Consider the following 15,899-nt stretch of genomic DNA (forward strand, 5'->3'; position numbering starts at 1 on the left):
CACGCCAAGACGAGCGATTACGTTAGAGCGTGTTGAAGTCTGTTGGAAGAGGGGTGGTGCCGGTTGTTCGGTATCTCGTCAAAACCCTTGACGCCACTGCTGGTTGGGGGTGAGATCCAAGCGCACGTTCGGTTGTGTTCGGTTGCCTTCCGGAGGAGGGGGTCATGGCGCACTCGTACGACAGGTCAGATCTGCCCGGCAGTGTCGCGGGACATCGGATGTCCCGGCGAAGTCTGCTGCGGGGCGCGGCAGTCGGAGCCGGCGCGGTCACGCTGCCCGCTCTGCTCACCGCCTGCGGCGGCGGACCCGGCGGTGACGGCAAGACCATCACCCTGGGATCGAACTCGTCCGACCCCATTCCGAAGAAGGCGTTCGCCGACGCCTTCAAGGCCTACGCCGCCCAGTCGGACGGCCGCAAGGTGAAGGTCAACACCGTTGACCACAACACCTTTCAGGAGAACATCAACCGATATCTCCAGGGCAAGCCCGACGACGTCTTCATGTGGTTCGCCGGAAATCGCATGCAGTTCTTCGCCAAGAAGGGGCTGCTGCACGACATCAGTGACAACTGGGAGGGCTACGAGGGATTCTCGGACGCCCTGAAGGCCCAGTCCACCGGCGAGGACGGCAAGCAGTACCTCACGCCCTACTACTACTATCCGTGGGCCGTGTTCCACCGGAAGAGCCTCTTCACCGAGCGCGGCTATCAGGCGCCCAAAACGCTCGACGAGTACGTGGCCCTCGCCAAGCAGATGCAGAAGGACAAGCTGGACCCCATCGCGTTCTGCGACAAGGACGGCTGGCCCGCCATGGGCACCTTCGACTACATCAACATGCGGACCAACGGATACGAATTCCACAAGAGCCTGATGGCAGGCGAGGAGGCCTGGACCGACAAACGGGTCCGGGAGGTCTTCGACACCTGGCGGCGCCTGCTCCCGTACTGCCAGCAGGGCGCCAACGGCCGTACCTGGCAGGAGGCCGCCACCAGCCTGCAGAAGCGCGAGGCGGGCATGACCGTCCTCGGACTGCCGCACCCCGGGGCCCAGTTCCCCAAGGGCGAACAGGCCGACCTCGACTTCTTCCCCTTCCCCGTCATCAACCCCGAGCACGGCCAGGACGCCGTCGAGGCGCCGATCGACGGGTTCCTGCTCGCGAAGAAGTCGAAGAACCTCAAGAACAAGAAGAGCCTGGAGAGCGCCAAGGACCTGCTGAAGTGGCTCGCCACCGGCAAGGCCGAGGACATCTACCTGAAGAGCGACCCGAACAACATCGCGGTCAGCGACCAGGCCGACACCTCCCAGTACTCCGCCATCCAGAAGAAGGCCGTCGAGCTGGTCTCCGGGGCGAAGCAGATCTCCCAGTTCCTGGACCGGGACACCCGCCCGGACTTCTCGTCCACGGTCATGATCCCGGCGATCCAGAAGTTCATCAGCAGCCCGAACGACGTGGACGGCCTGGTCAACGACATCGAACGGCAGAAGAAGACCATCTTCGCCTCGGACTGAACCGGGAGTACCGACCGTGCCGTTCACCTCGGGGCGGCGCACCGGACGACGGGGCACGCGGCGGTTCACCCGCCGCGACCTCGTCGTGCTCGGGGCGCTGCTCGGCATACCCGTCCTGCTCGACATCGCCATCGTCTGGGGGCCGACCCTCGCCTCCGTCGTCCTCTCGTTCACCAGCTGGGACGGCATCGGCGACATCGAGTGGGTCGGGACGCGCAACTACACCAACCTGTTCACGAACTACCCGCAGTTCTGGCCGGCCGCCCGCCACAACCTGCTCTGGCTCGCCTTCCTCGGCCTGGTCGCCACGCCGTTCGGGCTGCTCCTCGCCGTACTCATCGACAGGGGCGTGCGCTTCAGCCGCTTCTACCAGTCGACCCTGTATATGCCCGTCGTGCTCTCCCTCGCGGTGGTCGGCTTCATCGCGCAGCTGATCTTCTCCCGCGACCAGGGAGCCCTCAACGCGATCGTCGGCGACACCAGGAACCCCACCGACTGGCTGGGCGACCCCGACCTCAACATCTGGATGGTCCTGCTGGCCGCCGCCTGGCGCCACACCGGCTACGTGATGATCCTCTACCTCGCCGGCCTCAAGGCCGTCGACTCCTCCCTCAAGGAGGCCGCCGCGATCGACGGGGCGAGCGAGGCCCAGACCTTCTTCCGCATCGTCTTCCCCACGCTGCGCCCGGTCAACATCATCGTCGGCGTCATCACCGTCATCGAGTCGCTGCGCGCGTTCGACATCGTGTACGCGGTCAACCACGGCCGCAACGGCCTCGAACTGCTCTCGGTGCTCGTCACCGACAACATCATCGGCGAGGCCAGCCGGATCGGGTTCGGCTCCGCCATCGCCGTCGTCCTGCTGGCCGTCTCCCTGGGATTCGTCGTCACGTACCTGGTCCAGGAACTCCGAGGGGAGAAGAACCGATGACCACGCAGACCGCAGCCGTCCGCCCGGCGCCCGGAGCCCCGGTCACGCCCCGGCGCCGGATCCGGCCCGGCCGCCTCGGGGTGCACGCCTTCCTGATGGCCGTGTCGCTGGCCTTCCTCGCCCCGCTGCTGCTCGCCGTGTACGCCTCCCTGAGGCCGTACGACGAGACGTCGGAGTACGGCTACTTCTCGCTGCCGCGCCACCTCTCGCTGGACTACTACCGGCAGGCGTTCTCCGACTCCGGCATGACGAAGTACTTCGTCAACACCATGATCATCGCGGTGCCCGGGGTACTCATCACCCTCTTCCTCGCCTCGTTCGTGGCGTTCGCGCTCGCCCGGCTCAAGATGCGCGGCGGGCTCGTCCTGCTCATGCTCTTCACCGCGGGCAACCTGCTTCCGCAACAGGTGATCGTCACCCCGCTGTACGTCGTCTTCAACCGCATCCCGCTGCCCTACTGGATGTCCGACTCGATGACGATGTTCGACTCCTACTGGGCCGTCATCCTGGTGCAGATCGGATTCCAGCTCGGCTTCTGCGTCTTCGTCCTGGCCAACTTCATGCGGACCCTCCCGCAGGAGATCCTGGAGGCGGCCGTCGTGGACGGCGCGGGCGTCTGGACCCAGTTCTGGCGCATCACCCTGCCCCTGTGCCGCCCCGCGCTCGCGGCCCTGGGCACGCTCCAGTTCACCTGGATGTACAACGACTTCCTCTGGGCCCTGGTCTTCATCTCCGACGGCGACAAACTCCCGGTCACCTCGGCGCTGAACAACCTGCGCGGCCAGTTCTTCACCGACTACAACCTGCTGGCCGCCGGATCGGTGATCGTCGCCCTCCCGACCCTGGTGGTCTTCCTGCTGTTGCAGCGGCACTTCATCGCGGGGCTGACCTTGGGCTCCAGCAAGGGCTGAGCGACGGACGGGCCGGGCGGGGCGGTTCCGGAGGCCCGGGCGGTCCGGGCGCGCCAGGCCGGCCGGGCGGGTCAAAAATCCCTGTGTGCACGAAGGCTTGATGATTATGGTGGGGCGATCAGCACATGCACCTCCCGGTGCGCAGGGACCGCCTACTTCTCTCACAAGCCCGGCGGGCCCGTCCTTATCTCGGGAGGCACAGCGCCGGGGTGCCCGGTGCGCAGGCGACGGATACTTCTCCTGTCAAGAGAGGGACCCGGGTTCGAATCCCGGCCGCCGGTCCACGGACCGGAGGTAGCTCAGCGGCCCAGAGCACTTCGTTCCGTCACCGACCTTGATCTCGGGCACCCCACGCTGAGCTTCCCCTCCACAGGAGGGGGCCATTCATGTCCCGTTTCAACAAGCGCGGTTCCCGTCCGGCCGCCGCCTCGCCCGTACGCAGCACCGGGACGCACACGCGCACCGCGGAGGGCGGCACCGGGTACCTCCGGGACGCCAAGTCCGAGCTCTTCCTGCTGGCGGTGAGCAACTTCGTCACGCAGAACACCTTCTACGAGAAGGGCGAGGCCCGCGACGACCGCTACGCCCAGCTCGTCCGCAAGCTCGCGGTCAGCGACCCCGAGTGGGTCGCCGGACTCCTCAAGTGGCTGCGCGGCGAGGGCAACATGCGCACCGCCGCCCTGGTCGGTGCCGCCGAGTTCACGGCCGAGCGGCTGCTGAAGGAGGCGCCGGGCCATTCCCGTCAGACCGTCGACTCGGTGCTCCAGCGCGCCGACGAGCCCGGCGAACTGCTCGGCTACTGGACGTCCACGTACGGCCGCAGGCTTCCGAAGCCCCTGAAGCGCGGCGTCGCCGACGCCGTACAGCGTCTCTACAACGAGCGGAGCCTGCTCGCGTACGACACCGGCTCCAAGGGCTACCGCTTCGGCGACGTCCTCAACCTCGTCCACCCCAGCCCCGCCGACGACAAGCCCTGGCAGGGAGCGCTGTTCAAGCACGCCATCGACCGGCGCAAGAACCGGGACGAGGAGATACCGACCGTCCTCCCCATGCTGCGCGCCCGCGACGCGCTGATGAGGATGCCGGCCGAGGACCGCCGCGGTGTCCTTGAGGACCCCCGGGTGACGGACCTGTTCCGCGAGGCAGGCATGACATGGGAGGCGCTGGCCGGCTGGCTCCAGGGCCCCATGGACGCGAAGGCGTGGGAGGCGGTCATACCCTCCATGGGGTACATGGCGCTGCTGCGCAACCTCCGGAACTTCGACGAGGCGGGCGTCGGCGACGAGGTGGCCGAGCAGGTGGCGAAGCGGCTCTCCGACCCCGAGCAGGTCGCCCGGTCACGGCAGTTGCCCATGCGGTTCTACTCCGCGTTCAACGCCGCGCCGTCCCTGCGCTGGGGACACGCACTCGACCAGGCGCTCACCTGCTCGCTCTCCAGCATTCCGCAGCTGGGCGGGCGGACGCTGATCCTCGTCGACACGTCGTCGTCGATGGACGCGTCGTTCTCCCGCGACGGCTCCCTCATGCGGTGGGACGCCGCGGCCCTCTTCGGCATCGCGCTGGGGCGGCGGTGCGCGAAGGCGGACGTGGTGTCGTTCTCCTCGGCCCGCCAGTACTGGGACCAGCCGCCCGGTGCGAGGACGAAGGCGTTCCGCGTCACCCTGGGGGGCTCCCTGCTCGGTGACGTCCGGAAGTGGAAGGACGGGGGCTGGTTCCTCGGCGGGGGCACCGATACGGCCCCGGCGCTCCGCGAGACGTTCCGCGGCCACGACCGGGTCGTCATCGTCACCGACGAACAGGCAGGCCACGACGCACAGGAGGTCACCGAGGCGATTCCGGCGGCGACCCCGATGTACACCTGGAACCTCGCCGGGTACGAAGCCGGGCACACCCCGTCCGGCCAGGGCGCGCGGCACACCTTCGGCGGCCTCACCGACCAGGCGTTCCGCATGATCCCGCTGCTCGAAGCGGGCCGGGACGCGGCGTGGCCGTGGGAAACCGCGGCCGTCTGACCCGTTGCGGTCCGACCGGCGGCCGGCACGTCACGGTCGTTGGCGCGGGGTCGCCAGGGAGATCATGCGGTGCATGACGGCCGTCGGGATGGCGGGGTTCCGGGCGGCCGCCTCGGCACAGTGGTCATCGAGGAGCGAGGAGACCAGGGCGTCCGCCGGCAGTGCCGGATTCCGCCGGGCCGAGCTGTGGACATGGTGATCGGCGTCGCCGGTCAGCCTGACAGCGGATGCCGCGGACAGGCGCGGGTCGAGGGCGGCCCTCGTCCGCACGAGGGCGTCGGGGTCGTGGCTGAACCGTTCGACCAGAAGGGCGGACGAAGCGGGGTCGTCGAGTGCCAGGAGGCGCATCCGGGGGGCCGGGTCCTCCGCGAAGCGGAGCAGGCCGTGGCGGGGGAAGTTGGGGTGATTGCGCGGGCGCCCCGGAAAGGAGAAGCTGCCGGACCACCAGCTCCACACCTCCAGGAGCAGGTCCGCCGGGGCGTCCTCGCAGGACTCGCTGAGGAAGAGGCGTACGACGCGGTCCGTGTCGTGCGAGAGGAGTTCCACGACGTCCGGCGGAAGGCGTGGGGCGCGGGCCACACTCCGGCGGATCAGCAGGTTCGGCGAGGCGGCCAGCCGGCGCATCGCGTCGGTGTCGGAGTGGAGCGCGGCGATCCACCACACCGCGTACGTACGGGAGTCGGCGGTGATATCGGGCACGGCGGCCGCCATCGTGGCGATCTCGGCCGGGGTCGACGGGGGCCGGGACCCGGGGGACGGCGGATTCGCCACCCCGATGCGCGCCCCGGATGCCCGGTACGAGGCCTGGTCCACCGCCAGCTCCGCCAGAACGGCGCGCAGCGCCGGGTCGTCGGTCGCGGCGAGGAGCCGGCTCCACTGGGCCGGCGATAGCCTCCCCGCTTCCGCTGCCGTGACCCGGACACTCTTGGCCGGGTGCACGACCGCCGCGTCGAGCACGCCGTCCGGCAGGTCGTCGCGGTACAGGAAGTACACACAGGGCCGTGGGCCCGCGTCGAAGAGACCGACCAGCACCTCCGGCGGCGCGGCCGGGTTGTTCCCCAGACCGCGCAGCCACGCCACGGCGGTGTCCTCGGAGGGACGAAGGCTCGCGGACAGTGCGGTCCAGGGGTTCGGATCGGCATCACTTCCGGCCATCCGCCGATTGAACAGGCACGGAACGGAAGGATCAAGGCGCTCCGGAGCCCGGGAGGTACCTCCGATCGAGTCGCACGGGCTCACCGGCCGAAGCGGTTGTCAGTGGTGGGTGCGATCCTGCGGGTATGGACGAGATCATGCGGCGCAGGGTGTACGGCGCCGATCACGACGACCCCGATCCGGGTCCCCGGCCGGGGCGTGTCTACCGGGAGCTGGTGGGCGGTCCGCTCGACGGGCTGCTGCTGGACGTGACCGGCTGGACGGAGGTGGCCCTCGCGGACGGCTCCGCGCTGATCACCGAGATCGGCTCCTACGGTGCCGGCGGCAGGGCGGAGTACGGGCCACGGGCCGATGACCCGTACAAGTGGGACTGGCGGGGCGACACGCCCTGAGCGCCGGTGCCGGGAGGCACTAGCATCCCCGGATGGCGCGCAGAGAGAAGAAGGCCCGACGTCTCGTTGCCGACGGCACCACCTTCCACTGGAAGGTGAGCCACCGGCACCGCGGGGAAGACGGCAGGACCCTGGACTGCCGGGAGGTCCTTGCCGTCTACCCGGCCGAGGAGCGGGGCGGGCTGGAGGTCACCTTCAGGGCGGGTCCGGGCCGGCTGGTGCCCGAGGCCTACGTGCCCTCCGGTGCGGTGGGCATGGGGGAGGGCGGCTTCCTCAACCTCCATGAGCCGGGCACCAGCCGTGCCCTGCTCGACGAAGCGCTGCTCCGCGGCTGGTGCACCGATGCTCCACAGGTCCTGGCCGTGGACGGCTGGACTCTCTTCGACGCCGTGGCCGCGCGACGGAACGAAGCGCCGGGGGACGACCGGTCGGATCCGGACGGGGTCGGTCGGTCGGACTGACTAATAGGACGGACGGGCTGGCTGACTGATAGGACGGACTGATCGGGCCGACCGCCTGCCGCGCTCTCAGGGCCGGGCCGGTCACGCGTTCGCGTCCCGGTGACCGGCCTGTTCACGCCCCCCGCAAGCTCCGGTCACCCGCATGCTCCGGACCTCCTCAGCGTCCCCGGTCCGAGGACTGCTGCGGCACGATCACCAGGAACGCGTCCTGTTCCAGGTCCATCACGACTTCCGCCGCGACACCCTCGCCGCGGCGGGCCGCCGCGAACTCCTCCGCGGGCCAGCTGCCCCGCGGGTCCCCTGCGGGAAACTGCTCAAGCACGGTGCGGCGCACGGCCCACCCCCTGTCGTTCGTTCTGCTGTCCGCTCCAACGACGCCCCGCCGTCGCCGTTACGGCCGGATTGTGCCGGACCGGGCCCCGTTCCCCGTACCTGAAGACGTCTGCCGGCCGGCAGGCGCGGTTGCGTTCCCGCAACGTCATCGCCACAGTCGTGTTTTCGCGGCAGGGTGTTGCGGGCAAGCCACAGGGGGCTACGGAAGAGGGGGAACCGTGATCGTCTGGATCAACGGTGCGTTCGGCGCGGGCAAGACGAGCGCCGCGCGCGAACTGATCGATCTGATCCCGAACAGCACCTTCTACGACCCGGAACTGACCGGTACGGGGCTGGGAACCCTGTTGCCCCAGAAGAAGTTCGCCGAGGTGACCGACTTCCAGGACCTGCCGATCTGGCGGCGTCTCGTGGTGGACACCGCGGCGGCTCTGCTCGCCGAGGTCGGTGGGGTGCTGGTGGTGCCGATGACGCTGCTGCGACAGGAGTATCGCGACGAGATATTCGGAGGGCTCGCCTCCAGACGCATCGCGGTGCGTCATGTACTGCTCTCACCTGAGGAAACGATCCTGCGGCAACGGATCGCGCACCGGGCAGATTTCCCCGACGATCCGGAGCAGCCCGACGGCACCGGGCAGTGGGCGTACGAGAGCATCGAGCCCTACCGCTCGGCGCTCGACTGGATCACCGGGGACGCCCACACCATAGACAACAGCGCACTCACCCCCCGCGAGACGGCCGAGCTCATCGCCGAGGCCGTGCGCACCGGTGCGGCCCCGGCGTGCGAGATCGTCCAGACACCCGACCCCACGGCGGAGACCGTCGCGGCCGGGGTGCTGCTCTTCGACGAACACGACCGGGTCCTGCTCGTCGACCCCACGTACAAGCCCGGCTGGGAGTTCCCCGGCGGTGTGGTGGAGGCGGGCGAGGCCCCGGCGCAGGCCGGGATCAGGGAAGTCGCCGAGGAGATAGGGATCCATCTCGAACGGGTGCCCAGACTCCTCGTCGTCGACTGGGAGGCGCCCCGGCCGCCCGGTTTCGGCGGGCTGCGGCTGCTCTTCGACGGCGGGACGCTGCCGGGCGCCGACGCCGAACGGCTCCTGCTGCCCGGTTCCGAGCTGCGCGGCTGGCGGTTCGTCACCGAGGAGGAGGCGGCAGACCTGCTGCCGCCCACCCGGTACGAACGGCTGCGCTGGGCGCTCCGTGCCCGTGAGCGGTCGGCCGTCCTCAACCTGGAGGCCGGGGTCCCGGTCGGCTGATGGGGCACGCACGGGCGTGGCGGCGCCGGGGTGAGCGGGGTGCTGTGGCGCAGGCGGACCGTGGCCGCTCTCGGCGGCGGACGGCCGCCGGAGCGAGGCCACGGCCCGCCTGCGACGTGCGCTCCGGGCGGTTCCGCCCGGAGCACAGTCGTGCCCGGAGGCTCGCTCAGACGTTCTTCGAGGCCGCGTAGTTCTGCAGGAACAGCGCCTCGGTGACCGACAGCCGCTCCAGCTCCTCGGGGGACACGCTCTCGTTCACCGCGTGGATCTGCGCCTCCGGCTCGCTCAGCCCGATCAGCAGGATCTCCGCCTCCGGGTACAGCTCGGAGAGCGCGTTGCAGAGCGGGATCGAGCCGCCCATGCCGGAGGACTGCATCTCCTGGCCGGGGTACGCGATCCGCATGGCGTCCGCCATCGCGGTGTACGCCGGGCTGGTGATGTCGGCGCGGAACGGCTGCCCCTGGCCGACCTGTTCGACCGAGACCCGCGCGCCCCACGGTGCGTGCGCCCGCAGGTGTGCGGTCAGCAGCTTCGTCGCCTCATCGGCGTTCTCGCCCGGCGGCACCCGCAGGCTGACCTGTGCCCGTGCGCTCGCCTGCACCGAGGGCGTCGCGCCGACGACCGGCGGGCAGTCGATGCCGATCACGGTGACGGCGGGGCGCGCCCAGATCCGGTCCGCGACCGTACCCGTGCTGATCAGCTCCACCCCGTCCAGGACCTTGGCGTCCTTGCGGAACTCCTCCTCCGGGTACTGCAGACCGTCCCACTCCGTGTCCGTGGTCAGGCCGTCGACGGTCGTCGTGCCGTCCTCGGCGCGCAGCGACGCGAGCAGCTGGATCATCGCGGCCAGCGCGTCGGGCGCGGCGCCGCCGAACTGTCCGGAGTGCAGATTCCCTTCGAGGGTGTCGAGCTGCACCCGCAGCATCGTCATCCCGCGCAGGGTCGAGGTGACGGTCGGCAGACCGACCCGGAAGTTGCCGGTGTCGCCGATCACGACGGTGTCCGCGGCGAGCAACTCGGGGTGGGCCTGCGCGTACTGCTCCAGACCGCCGGTGCCCTGCTCCTCCGAGCCTTCCACGATCACCTTCACCGAGACCGGGACCCCGCCGTTCGCCTTGAGGGCGCGCAGCGCGAGGAGGTGCATGACGAAGCCGCCCTTGCAGTCGGCCGCGCCGCGGCCGAACCAGCGGCCGCCGCGCTCCGTCAGCTCGAACGGCGGGGAGAGCCACGCGGACTCGTCGAGCGGCGGCTGCACGTCGTAGTGCGCGTAGAGCAGCACGGTGGGGGAGCCGGCCGGACCGGGCAGGAAGCCGTAGACGGACTGGGTGCCGTCCGGGGTGTCGAGCAGGGCGACGTCCTGGAAGCCCTCGGCGCGCAGCGCGTCGGCGACCCAGCCCGCGGCCGCCTCGCACTCGCTCTTCGGGAACACCGCGGGATCCGCCACCGACTGGAAAGCCACCAGCTCGGTCAGCTCCGCCTTGGCGCGGGGCATCAGCGAGGCGACGGTCTCGGAAATCGGATGGGCGGTCATGGGCACGCTCCTCGTAGGTGCGACGTTATGTGTATGAATCCGGGTACATGCACGCCAGGAGTGCGGCGTTGCAGGTACGACGGAGGCTCGGCCGATCCTCCCACAGCAGGGGTCGGCCGCGGCGCGCCGTAGGATGCCGGAAGCAGCTTGGGCCACTGGTCGGATCGGGAGCAGAAGCACATCGTGAGCAGCGAGAACGCAGACGCCGGACATGAGCACGAAGAGTCGTCCGTGTGGGACGTCGTCGTAGTCGGCGCCGGACCGGCGGGAGCCTCCGCGGCATACGCGGCGGCGGTCGCCGGCCGTCGGGTACTGCTCCTGGAGAAAGCGGAGCTGCCCCGTTACAAGACGTGCGGCGGCGGCATCATCGGATATTCACGCGATTCCCTGCCGCCCGGTTTCGAACTGCCGCTGAGGGACCGGATCCACGCGGTCACGTTCTCGCTGAACGGCAGGCTGGCACGCACCCGCCGCTCCAGGCGCATGCTCTTCGGCCTCATCAACCGCCCCGAGTTCGACGCGGGCCTGGTGGAGGAGGCGCAGAAGGCCGGCGCCGAACTGCGCACCGGGGCGACGGTCTCCCGGGTCGAGCAGCACGGTGCCGCGGTGCCCGACCGGCGCACGGTCGCGGTCGTGCTGTCCGGCGGCGAGACGGTCCTGGCCCGTGCGGTCGTGGGCGCGGACGGCAGTGCCGGGCGGATAGGAGCACATGTCGGGGTGAAGCTTGACCAGGTGGACCTCGGCCTGGAGGCCGAGATCCCCGTGCCCGAGACGGTCGCGGAGGACTGGGCGGGCCGGGTGCTGATCGACTGGGGCCCGATGCCCGGGAGTTACGGCTGGGTCTTCCCCAAGGGGGACACGCTGACGGTCGGTGTGATCTCGGCGCGCGGCGACGGCGGCGGCACCAAGCGGTATCTGGAGGACTTCATCGCGCGGCTCGGCCTGGCCGGGTTCGAGCCGAAGATCTCCTCCGGCCATCTGACGCGCTGCCGCAGCGACGACTCGCCGCTCTCGCGCGGCCGGGTGCTCGTGTGCGGGGACGCGGCAGGTCTGCTGGAGCCGTGGACCCGCGAGGGCATCTCGTTCGCGCTGCGTTCGGGGCGGCTCGCCGGTGAGTGGGCGGTGCGGGTCGCGGAGTCGCACGACGCGGTCGACGCCCGCCGCCAGGCGCTCAACTACGCCTTCGCCATCAAGGCCGGACTCGGCGTCGAGATGAGCGTGGGACGACGCATGCTGAAGCTCTTCGAGCGGCGCCCGGGTCTGCTGCACGCGGTACTGACGGGCTTCCGCCCCGCGTGGAACGCGTTCGCGGGCATCACCCGTGGGACGACCTCGCTGGCCGAGCTGGTCCGCTCGCACCCGCTGGCGCAGCGGGCGCTGTCGGCGATGGACCGCTGAGGGCTGCTCGGCTCGGATCCGGTTGACCGGCTCGGATTCTGCTGACCGGCCGTGGGGTCTGCTCCTGCGGGGCCTGCGGGGCCTGCGGGGCCCGCAGGGTCCGCGAGATCCGCGAGTCCTGCCGGGTCCGTGGGGTCCGCTGTCACGCCGCCGCCGGCCGTGAGGTGTCCGGCCGGCTCGCGGCGTCGTGGGGTCCCGTCCGGCAGGGGGTCAGTTCTCCACCGCGATCCGGAAGACGGGGTGGTCGGGGCAGGCCGCCAGCAGTTCGGCATCCGTGGACTTCGCCGTGATGCCCTTGAAGTACTGGTTGACCTCCCAGCCCCAGCGCTCCAGGTAGGCGCGGACGACGATCATCTTCTGCTCGTCGTCCGCGATCTCCGTGGCCGTGAACGCGCGGGTCCTGCGGCCCACCCGCAGCTCGCCGCCGCCGGCCGCCCGCATGTTGCGCACCCACTGCGAGTGGCCGCGTGCGGAGACGAGGTACTGCACACCCTCGTAGGTGTGGAGGTTCACGGGGACGCGCTGCATCTGCCCGCTCTTGCGGCCCCGCACCGACAGCTCCTGCGATCCGAGCAGGCTGACTCCGTGCCGCGCCAGCCACCCGATCATGCTGTTCATCCGGATGGCGAACGGGCTTCCCTGAAGGTAGTACGGCTGCGACATGGGGACCCCCACACATTTGGGAGAGCGGTGCTCTCGCTTGAGATCAGTGTGCACGGAATGGGTGCTCAAAAGCAAGAGCACTGCTCTCGTTATTGGTCAGTGCTCCAATTCGTGGCAGACTGGCAGACATGAGCGCTATCCGGGGAGCCAGGGAACGGGCCCGTATCGAGGTCACCGCCGCCATCAAGGACGAGGCGAGAAAGCAGCTCGCGGCCGAGGGTGCGGCCAAGCTCTCCCTCCGTGCCGTGGCGCGCGAGCTCGGCATGGTCTCGTCGGCGCTCTACCGCTACTTCCCCAGTCGCGACGAGCTGCTCACCGCCCTGATCGTCGATGCGTACGACTCCGTCGGCGAAGCCGCAGAGCACGCCCACCGGACCGCGACCGCCGAAGGCGACGGACGCGCCGCGGCCCGCCGCCCGCCCACCGCCTCCGCCCGTACCGCCCCGCCCACCGGCTCCGCCCGTACCGCCCCGCCCACCGGCTCCGCCGTTCATCTGAACCGCTGGGTCGCGGTCGCCTGCGCCGTACGCGACTGGGCCCTGGCGCACCCCCACGAGTACGCCCTGATCTACGGTTCGCCCGTGCCCGGCTACACCGCGCCGCAGGCCACCGTCGGCCCCGCGTCCCGGGTCGGGCTCACCCTCATCGCCATCGTGGTGGAGGCCCATGAGGCGCAGGGGATCGCCCTGCCACCGCTCGCCGGGGAACTGCGCCCCGAGGCCGAACGGCTCGCCGCCGATCTCGCGCCCGGTCTGCCGCCGGCGGCGGCCGCGCGCCTGGTCGCCGCGTGGTCGCAGCTCTTCGGACTGGTGTCGTTCGAGATCTTCGGCCAGTTCAACCGCGTGGTGGAGGACCGCGAGGTCTTCTTCCGCCAGGCCGCGGCCGAGCTGGCCCGTACGGTCGGTCTGCTGGACGGCCACCGGTAGGACCGCGCGGCGGCAGCACCCGGCCGCCTCCTCCTCCGCACCGGGGCCTTCGCCGGCCCCGTTCGCCGTACTCCCCAGGGAGTACGGGTGATCACCACGCCCGGCGGACGCCGGGGCGCGGGTGTGCGGTCTAGCGTGGCCGGCATGGAAGAGCAGCGCTCACAGACAGGCGACGGTCCCTCCGGGGAACAGGGCGGGCCGGCGCGCCGGCCGCCCTGGGCGCGCGGCGGGACGGCCGGCGCTCCGGGCCCGCGGGGCTTCTGGAGCCAGGGCGAACCGCCGCGCTGGCTGACGGGCGCGTCGGGTGGGTCCGCCCGCCGACTGCCCTGGGCATCGACGATCCTGCTCGGCATCTTCGTCATGGTCGGTTCGACCTTCGCGGCCCATGGCCAGGCCGACGAGAAGGCCCCGCTCGACCTCTTCGCCCGGCTGCTCCTCCTCGCCGCCGTCGCCGTGCTGCTCCTCCGTCACCGCCACCCCGTGGTGGCCGTCTTCGGGGCCTCTGCCGCGGCCATGGTCTACCTCGGGGCCGGCTATCCGTACGGCCCGGTGTTCCTGGCCGTGGCCGTGGGCTGTTTCAGCGCCGTCGTCGCCGGACACCGGCGTGCCGCGTGGTCGGCGGTGGCCATGGTGTGGGTCGGCCACCTCCTGGTCGCGCACTGGCTCTACCGCTGGCTGCCGCCCGAGGGCGACGACGCCCCGCCCTGGGGGCAGGAACTGGCGGTCGCCGCCTGGGTGGTGGCCATCGTCGCGGCCGCCGAGTTCGTCCGCGTGCGCCGGGAACAGTGGGCCGCGCAGCGTGCCGAGCGGCGACTCGCGGAGAAGCGGCGGGCCGACGAGGAGCGGCTGCGGATGGCGCGCGAACTCCATGACGTCCTCGCGCACAGCATCTCCGTCATCAACGTCCAGGCAGGCGTCGGACTCGCCCTGCTCGACAGCGACCCCGAGCAGGCCCGTACGGCTCTGACCACCATCAAGGCCGCCAGCAAGGAAGCGCTGGGCGAGGTCCGGCAGGTCCTGGACACGCTCCGTACGCCCGGGGACGCGCCCAGGGCGCCGGCCCCCGGACTCGACCGGCTGCCCGAGCTGGTCGAACAGGCCGCGAGCACGGGGCTGGCCGTCACGGTCGAGACCGACGGAGCACGCGGCACGGTGCCGCCCGGCGCCGACCTGGCCGCGTTCCGGATCGTGCAGGAGGCGCTGACCAACGTGGTGCGGCACTCCGGTTCGCGTACCGCCGAGGTCAGGGTCGGTTACGGGGGCGGCCGCATCCGGCTCCGGATCGACGACGCGGGACCCGCGACCGGCACGGACGCCGGGGGCAGCGGCAACGGGCTGGCCGGGATGCGCGAGCGGGCGGCGGCCCTGGGTGGCACGATCGAGGCCGGGACAAGGCCCGACGGCGGCTTCCGGGTACGGGCCGAACTCCCGCTGCCGGCCGCCGGTTCCGGCGCGGCGCACCAGAAGGAGACACCGTGATTCGCGTACTGCTCGCCGATGACCAGCTGCTGGTCCGGGCGGGATTCCGCGCCCTGCTCGACGCCCAGCCGGACATCGAGGTGGCGGGTGAGGCGGCCGACGGCGAGGAGGCCGTCCGGCTGGTGCGTGAGCTGCGGCCGGACGCCGTGCTGATGGACATCCGGATGCCGCACCTCGACGGCCTCGCCGCCACCCGCGCCATCACCGGGGACACCGCGCTCGACGAGGTGAAGGTGATCATGCTCACCACCTTCGAGCTCGACGAGTACGTCTTCGAGGCGATCCGCTCCGGGGCCTCCGGCTTTCTGGTCAAGGACACCGAACCGGAGGAACTGCTGCGGGCCGTCCGGGCGGTGGTCGGGGGTGACGCACTGCTCTCCCCGGGCGTCACGCGCCGCCTGATCGCCGAGTTCGCGGCCCGGTCCAAGGAGCCGGCCGCCGCTGACGGGCTGAGCGAACTGACCGAACGGGAGCGGGAGGTGATGGCGCTCGTCGGCATCGGTCTCTCCAACGAGGAGATCGCCCGCCGCCTCGTCGTCAGCCCGCTCACCGCCAAGACCCACGTCAGCCGGACGATGGTGAAGCTCGGCGCCCGCGACCGGGCTCAACTGGTCGTCCTGGCCTATGAGTCAGGTCTCGTCCGCCCCGGCTGGCTGGGCTGATCCGGCAGTACGGGGCCGTGCCTGCCGATCTCGGGCTCGGTGTCGCGGTGACCGAACCGCCACAGCACGTCGACGACGCGGCCGACGAAGACCAGCGCGGCCACGGCGGTCGCGGCCATGAACAGCGCGGAGGGCACCGAGTCGCGTGAGGTGAGCAGGAGCGCCGGGGCGCAGACCGTGAGGAACGCGGCTCCGGCCAGCAGGGCTCCGGTCACCACGGCGAAGCCGATCTCGACGGTCATCGCGTCACGGTCCGCCTGGCTCCGGTGTCCCATGTCCGA

At 70.8% G+C, this 15,899-nt stretch carries 16 protein-coding genes and 1 tRNA gene; 12 read left to right on the top strand and 5 right to left on the bottom strand.

Annotation, left to right across the window (positions count from 1 at the left end; genetic code table 11):
* Positions 1 to 218 precede the first annotated feature (218 nt).
* The 5 genes from OG521_35325 (at position 219) to OG521_35345 (ending at position 5,362) form a co-directional block, all read left to right on the top strand.
* Entirely contained in the window at positions 219 to 1,508 is a 1,290-nt protein-coding gene (locus OG521_35325; GenBank protein ID WUW25751.1) for an ABC transporter substrate-binding protein, read from the top strand.
* Between the two features lie 16 nt (positions 1,509 to 1,524).
* Positions 1,525 to 2,439: a sugar ABC transporter permease gene (locus OG521_35330; GenBank protein ID WUW25752.1), complete on the top strand. Its 915-nt coding sequence runs from the start codon at positions 1,525 to 1,527 to the stop codon at positions 2,437 to 2,439.
* The gene (locus OG521_35335; protein WUW25753.1) at positions 2,436 to 3,350 is read left to right on the top strand and encodes a carbohydrate ABC transporter permease; all 915 of its coding nucleotides are present in this window, start codon (positions 2,436 to 2,438) and stop codon (positions 3,348 to 3,350) included. Before OG521_35330 ends, OG521_35335 begins: the two co-directional genes overlap by 4 nt.
* A 213-nt stretch (positions 3,351 to 3,563) precedes the next feature.
* Positions 3,564 to 3,634: transfer RNA gene (locus tag OG521_35340), tRNA-Ser, on the top strand.
* Between the two features lie 102 nt (positions 3,635 to 3,736).
* On the top strand, positions 3,737 to 5,362 hold the full coding sequence (locus OG521_35345) for a TROVE domain-containing protein (GenBank protein WUW25754.1): 1,626 nt from the start codon (positions 3,737 to 3,739) through the stop codon (positions 5,360 to 5,362).
* Positions 5,363 to 5,392: 30 nt separating this feature from the next.
* On the opposite strand, the gene OG521_35350 is transcribed toward OG521_35345, so the two are convergent.
* A complete protein-coding gene (locus tag OG521_35350; protein ID WUW25755.1) occupies positions 5,393 to 6,517 on the bottom strand; it encodes a hypothetical protein in 1,125 nt (374 codons plus the stop codon).
* A gap of 125 nt (positions 6,518 to 6,642) precedes the next feature.
* On the opposite strand from OG521_35350, the gene OG521_35355 reads away from it, so the two are divergent.
* Both OG521_35355 and OG521_35360 read left to right on the top strand, forming a co-directional pair.
* Positions 6,643 to 6,909, top strand: a complete 267-nt coding sequence (locus tag OG521_35355; protein ID WUW25756.1) for a hypothetical protein — start codon at positions 6,643 to 6,645, stop codon at positions 6,907 to 6,909.
* A 32-nt stretch (positions 6,910 to 6,941) separates the two neighbouring features.
* The gene (locus OG521_35360) at positions 6,942 to 7,370 is read left to right on the top strand and encodes a hypothetical protein (protein ID WUW25757.1); all 429 of its coding nucleotides are present in this window, start codon (positions 6,942 to 6,944) and stop codon (positions 7,368 to 7,370) included.
* A 157-nt stretch (positions 7,371 to 7,527) separates the two neighbouring features.
* Here OG521_35360 and OG521_35365 read toward each other — a convergent pair whose 3' ends face one another.
* The gene (locus tag OG521_35365; protein WUW25758.1) at positions 7,528 to 7,704 is read right to left on the bottom strand and encodes a hypothetical protein; all 177 of its coding nucleotides are present in this window, start codon (positions 7,702 to 7,704) and stop codon (positions 7,528 to 7,530) included.
* 217 nt (positions 7,705 to 7,921) lie between these two features.
* Here OG521_35365 and OG521_35370 point away from each other — a divergent pair, with 217 nt between their 5' ends.
* Positions 7,922 to 8,959, top strand: coding sequence for an NUDIX hydrolase (locus OG521_35370; protein ID WUW25759.1), 1,038 nt, complete (start codon positions 7,922 to 7,924; stop codon positions 8,957 to 8,959).
* Between the two features lie 166 nt (positions 8,960 to 9,125).
* Here OG521_35370 and OG521_35375 read toward each other — a convergent pair whose 3' ends face one another.
* Positions 9,126 to 10,490: a dipeptidase gene (locus OG521_35375; GenBank protein ID WUW25760.1), complete on the bottom strand. Its 1,365-nt coding sequence runs from the start codon at positions 10,488 to 10,490 to the stop codon at positions 9,126 to 9,128.
* 183 nt (positions 10,491 to 10,673) lie between these two features.
* Here OG521_35375 and OG521_35380 point away from each other — a divergent pair, with 183 nt between their 5' ends.
* Entirely contained in the window at positions 10,674 to 11,888 is a 1,215-nt protein-coding gene (locus OG521_35380; protein WUW25761.1) for a geranylgeranyl reductase family protein, read from the top strand.
* Positions 11,889 to 12,098: 210 nt separating this feature from the next.
* Here OG521_35380 and OG521_35385 read toward each other — a convergent pair whose 3' ends face one another.
* A complete protein-coding gene (locus OG521_35385; GenBank protein WUW25762.1) occupies positions 12,099 to 12,551 on the bottom strand; it encodes a nitroreductase family deazaflavin-dependent oxidoreductase in 453 nt (150 codons plus the stop codon).
* A 128-nt stretch (positions 12,552 to 12,679) separates the two neighbouring features.
* On the opposite strand from OG521_35385, the gene OG521_35390 reads away from it, so the two are divergent.
* The 3 genes from OG521_35390 (at position 12,680) to OG521_35400 (ending at position 15,618) form a co-directional block, all read left to right on the top strand.
* The gene (locus OG521_35390) at positions 12,680 to 13,477 is read left to right on the top strand and encodes a TetR/AcrR family transcriptional regulator (protein ID WUW25763.1); all 798 of its coding nucleotides are present in this window, start codon (positions 12,680 to 12,682) and stop codon (positions 13,475 to 13,477) included.
* 144 nt (positions 13,478 to 13,621) lie between these two features.
* A complete protein-coding gene (locus OG521_35395; protein WUW25764.1) occupies positions 13,622 to 14,956 on the top strand; it encodes a sensor histidine kinase in 1,335 nt (444 codons plus the stop codon).
* Positions 14,953 to 15,618, top strand: coding sequence for a response regulator transcription factor (locus OG521_35400; protein WUW25765.1), 666 nt, complete (start codon positions 14,953 to 14,955; stop codon positions 15,616 to 15,618). The genes OG521_35395 and OG521_35400 overlap by 4 nt, the downstream gene beginning before the upstream one ends.
* On the opposite strand, the gene OG521_35405 is transcribed toward OG521_35400, so the two are convergent.
* Complete coding sequence (locus OG521_35405) at positions 15,579 to 15,893, bottom strand: DUF6332 family protein (protein WUW25766.1); 315 nt, start codon at positions 15,891 to 15,893, stop codon at positions 15,579 to 15,581. The genes OG521_35400 and OG521_35405 overlap by 40 nt on opposite strands.
* Between the last annotated feature and the right edge of the window lie 6 nt (positions 15,894 to 15,899).

The sequence above is a fragment of the Streptomyces sp. NBC_01463 genome, assembly GCA_036227345.1.
In the GTDB taxonomy this organism is placed as follows: Bacteria; Actinomycetota; Actinomycetes; order Streptomycetales; family Streptomycetaceae; genus Streptomyces.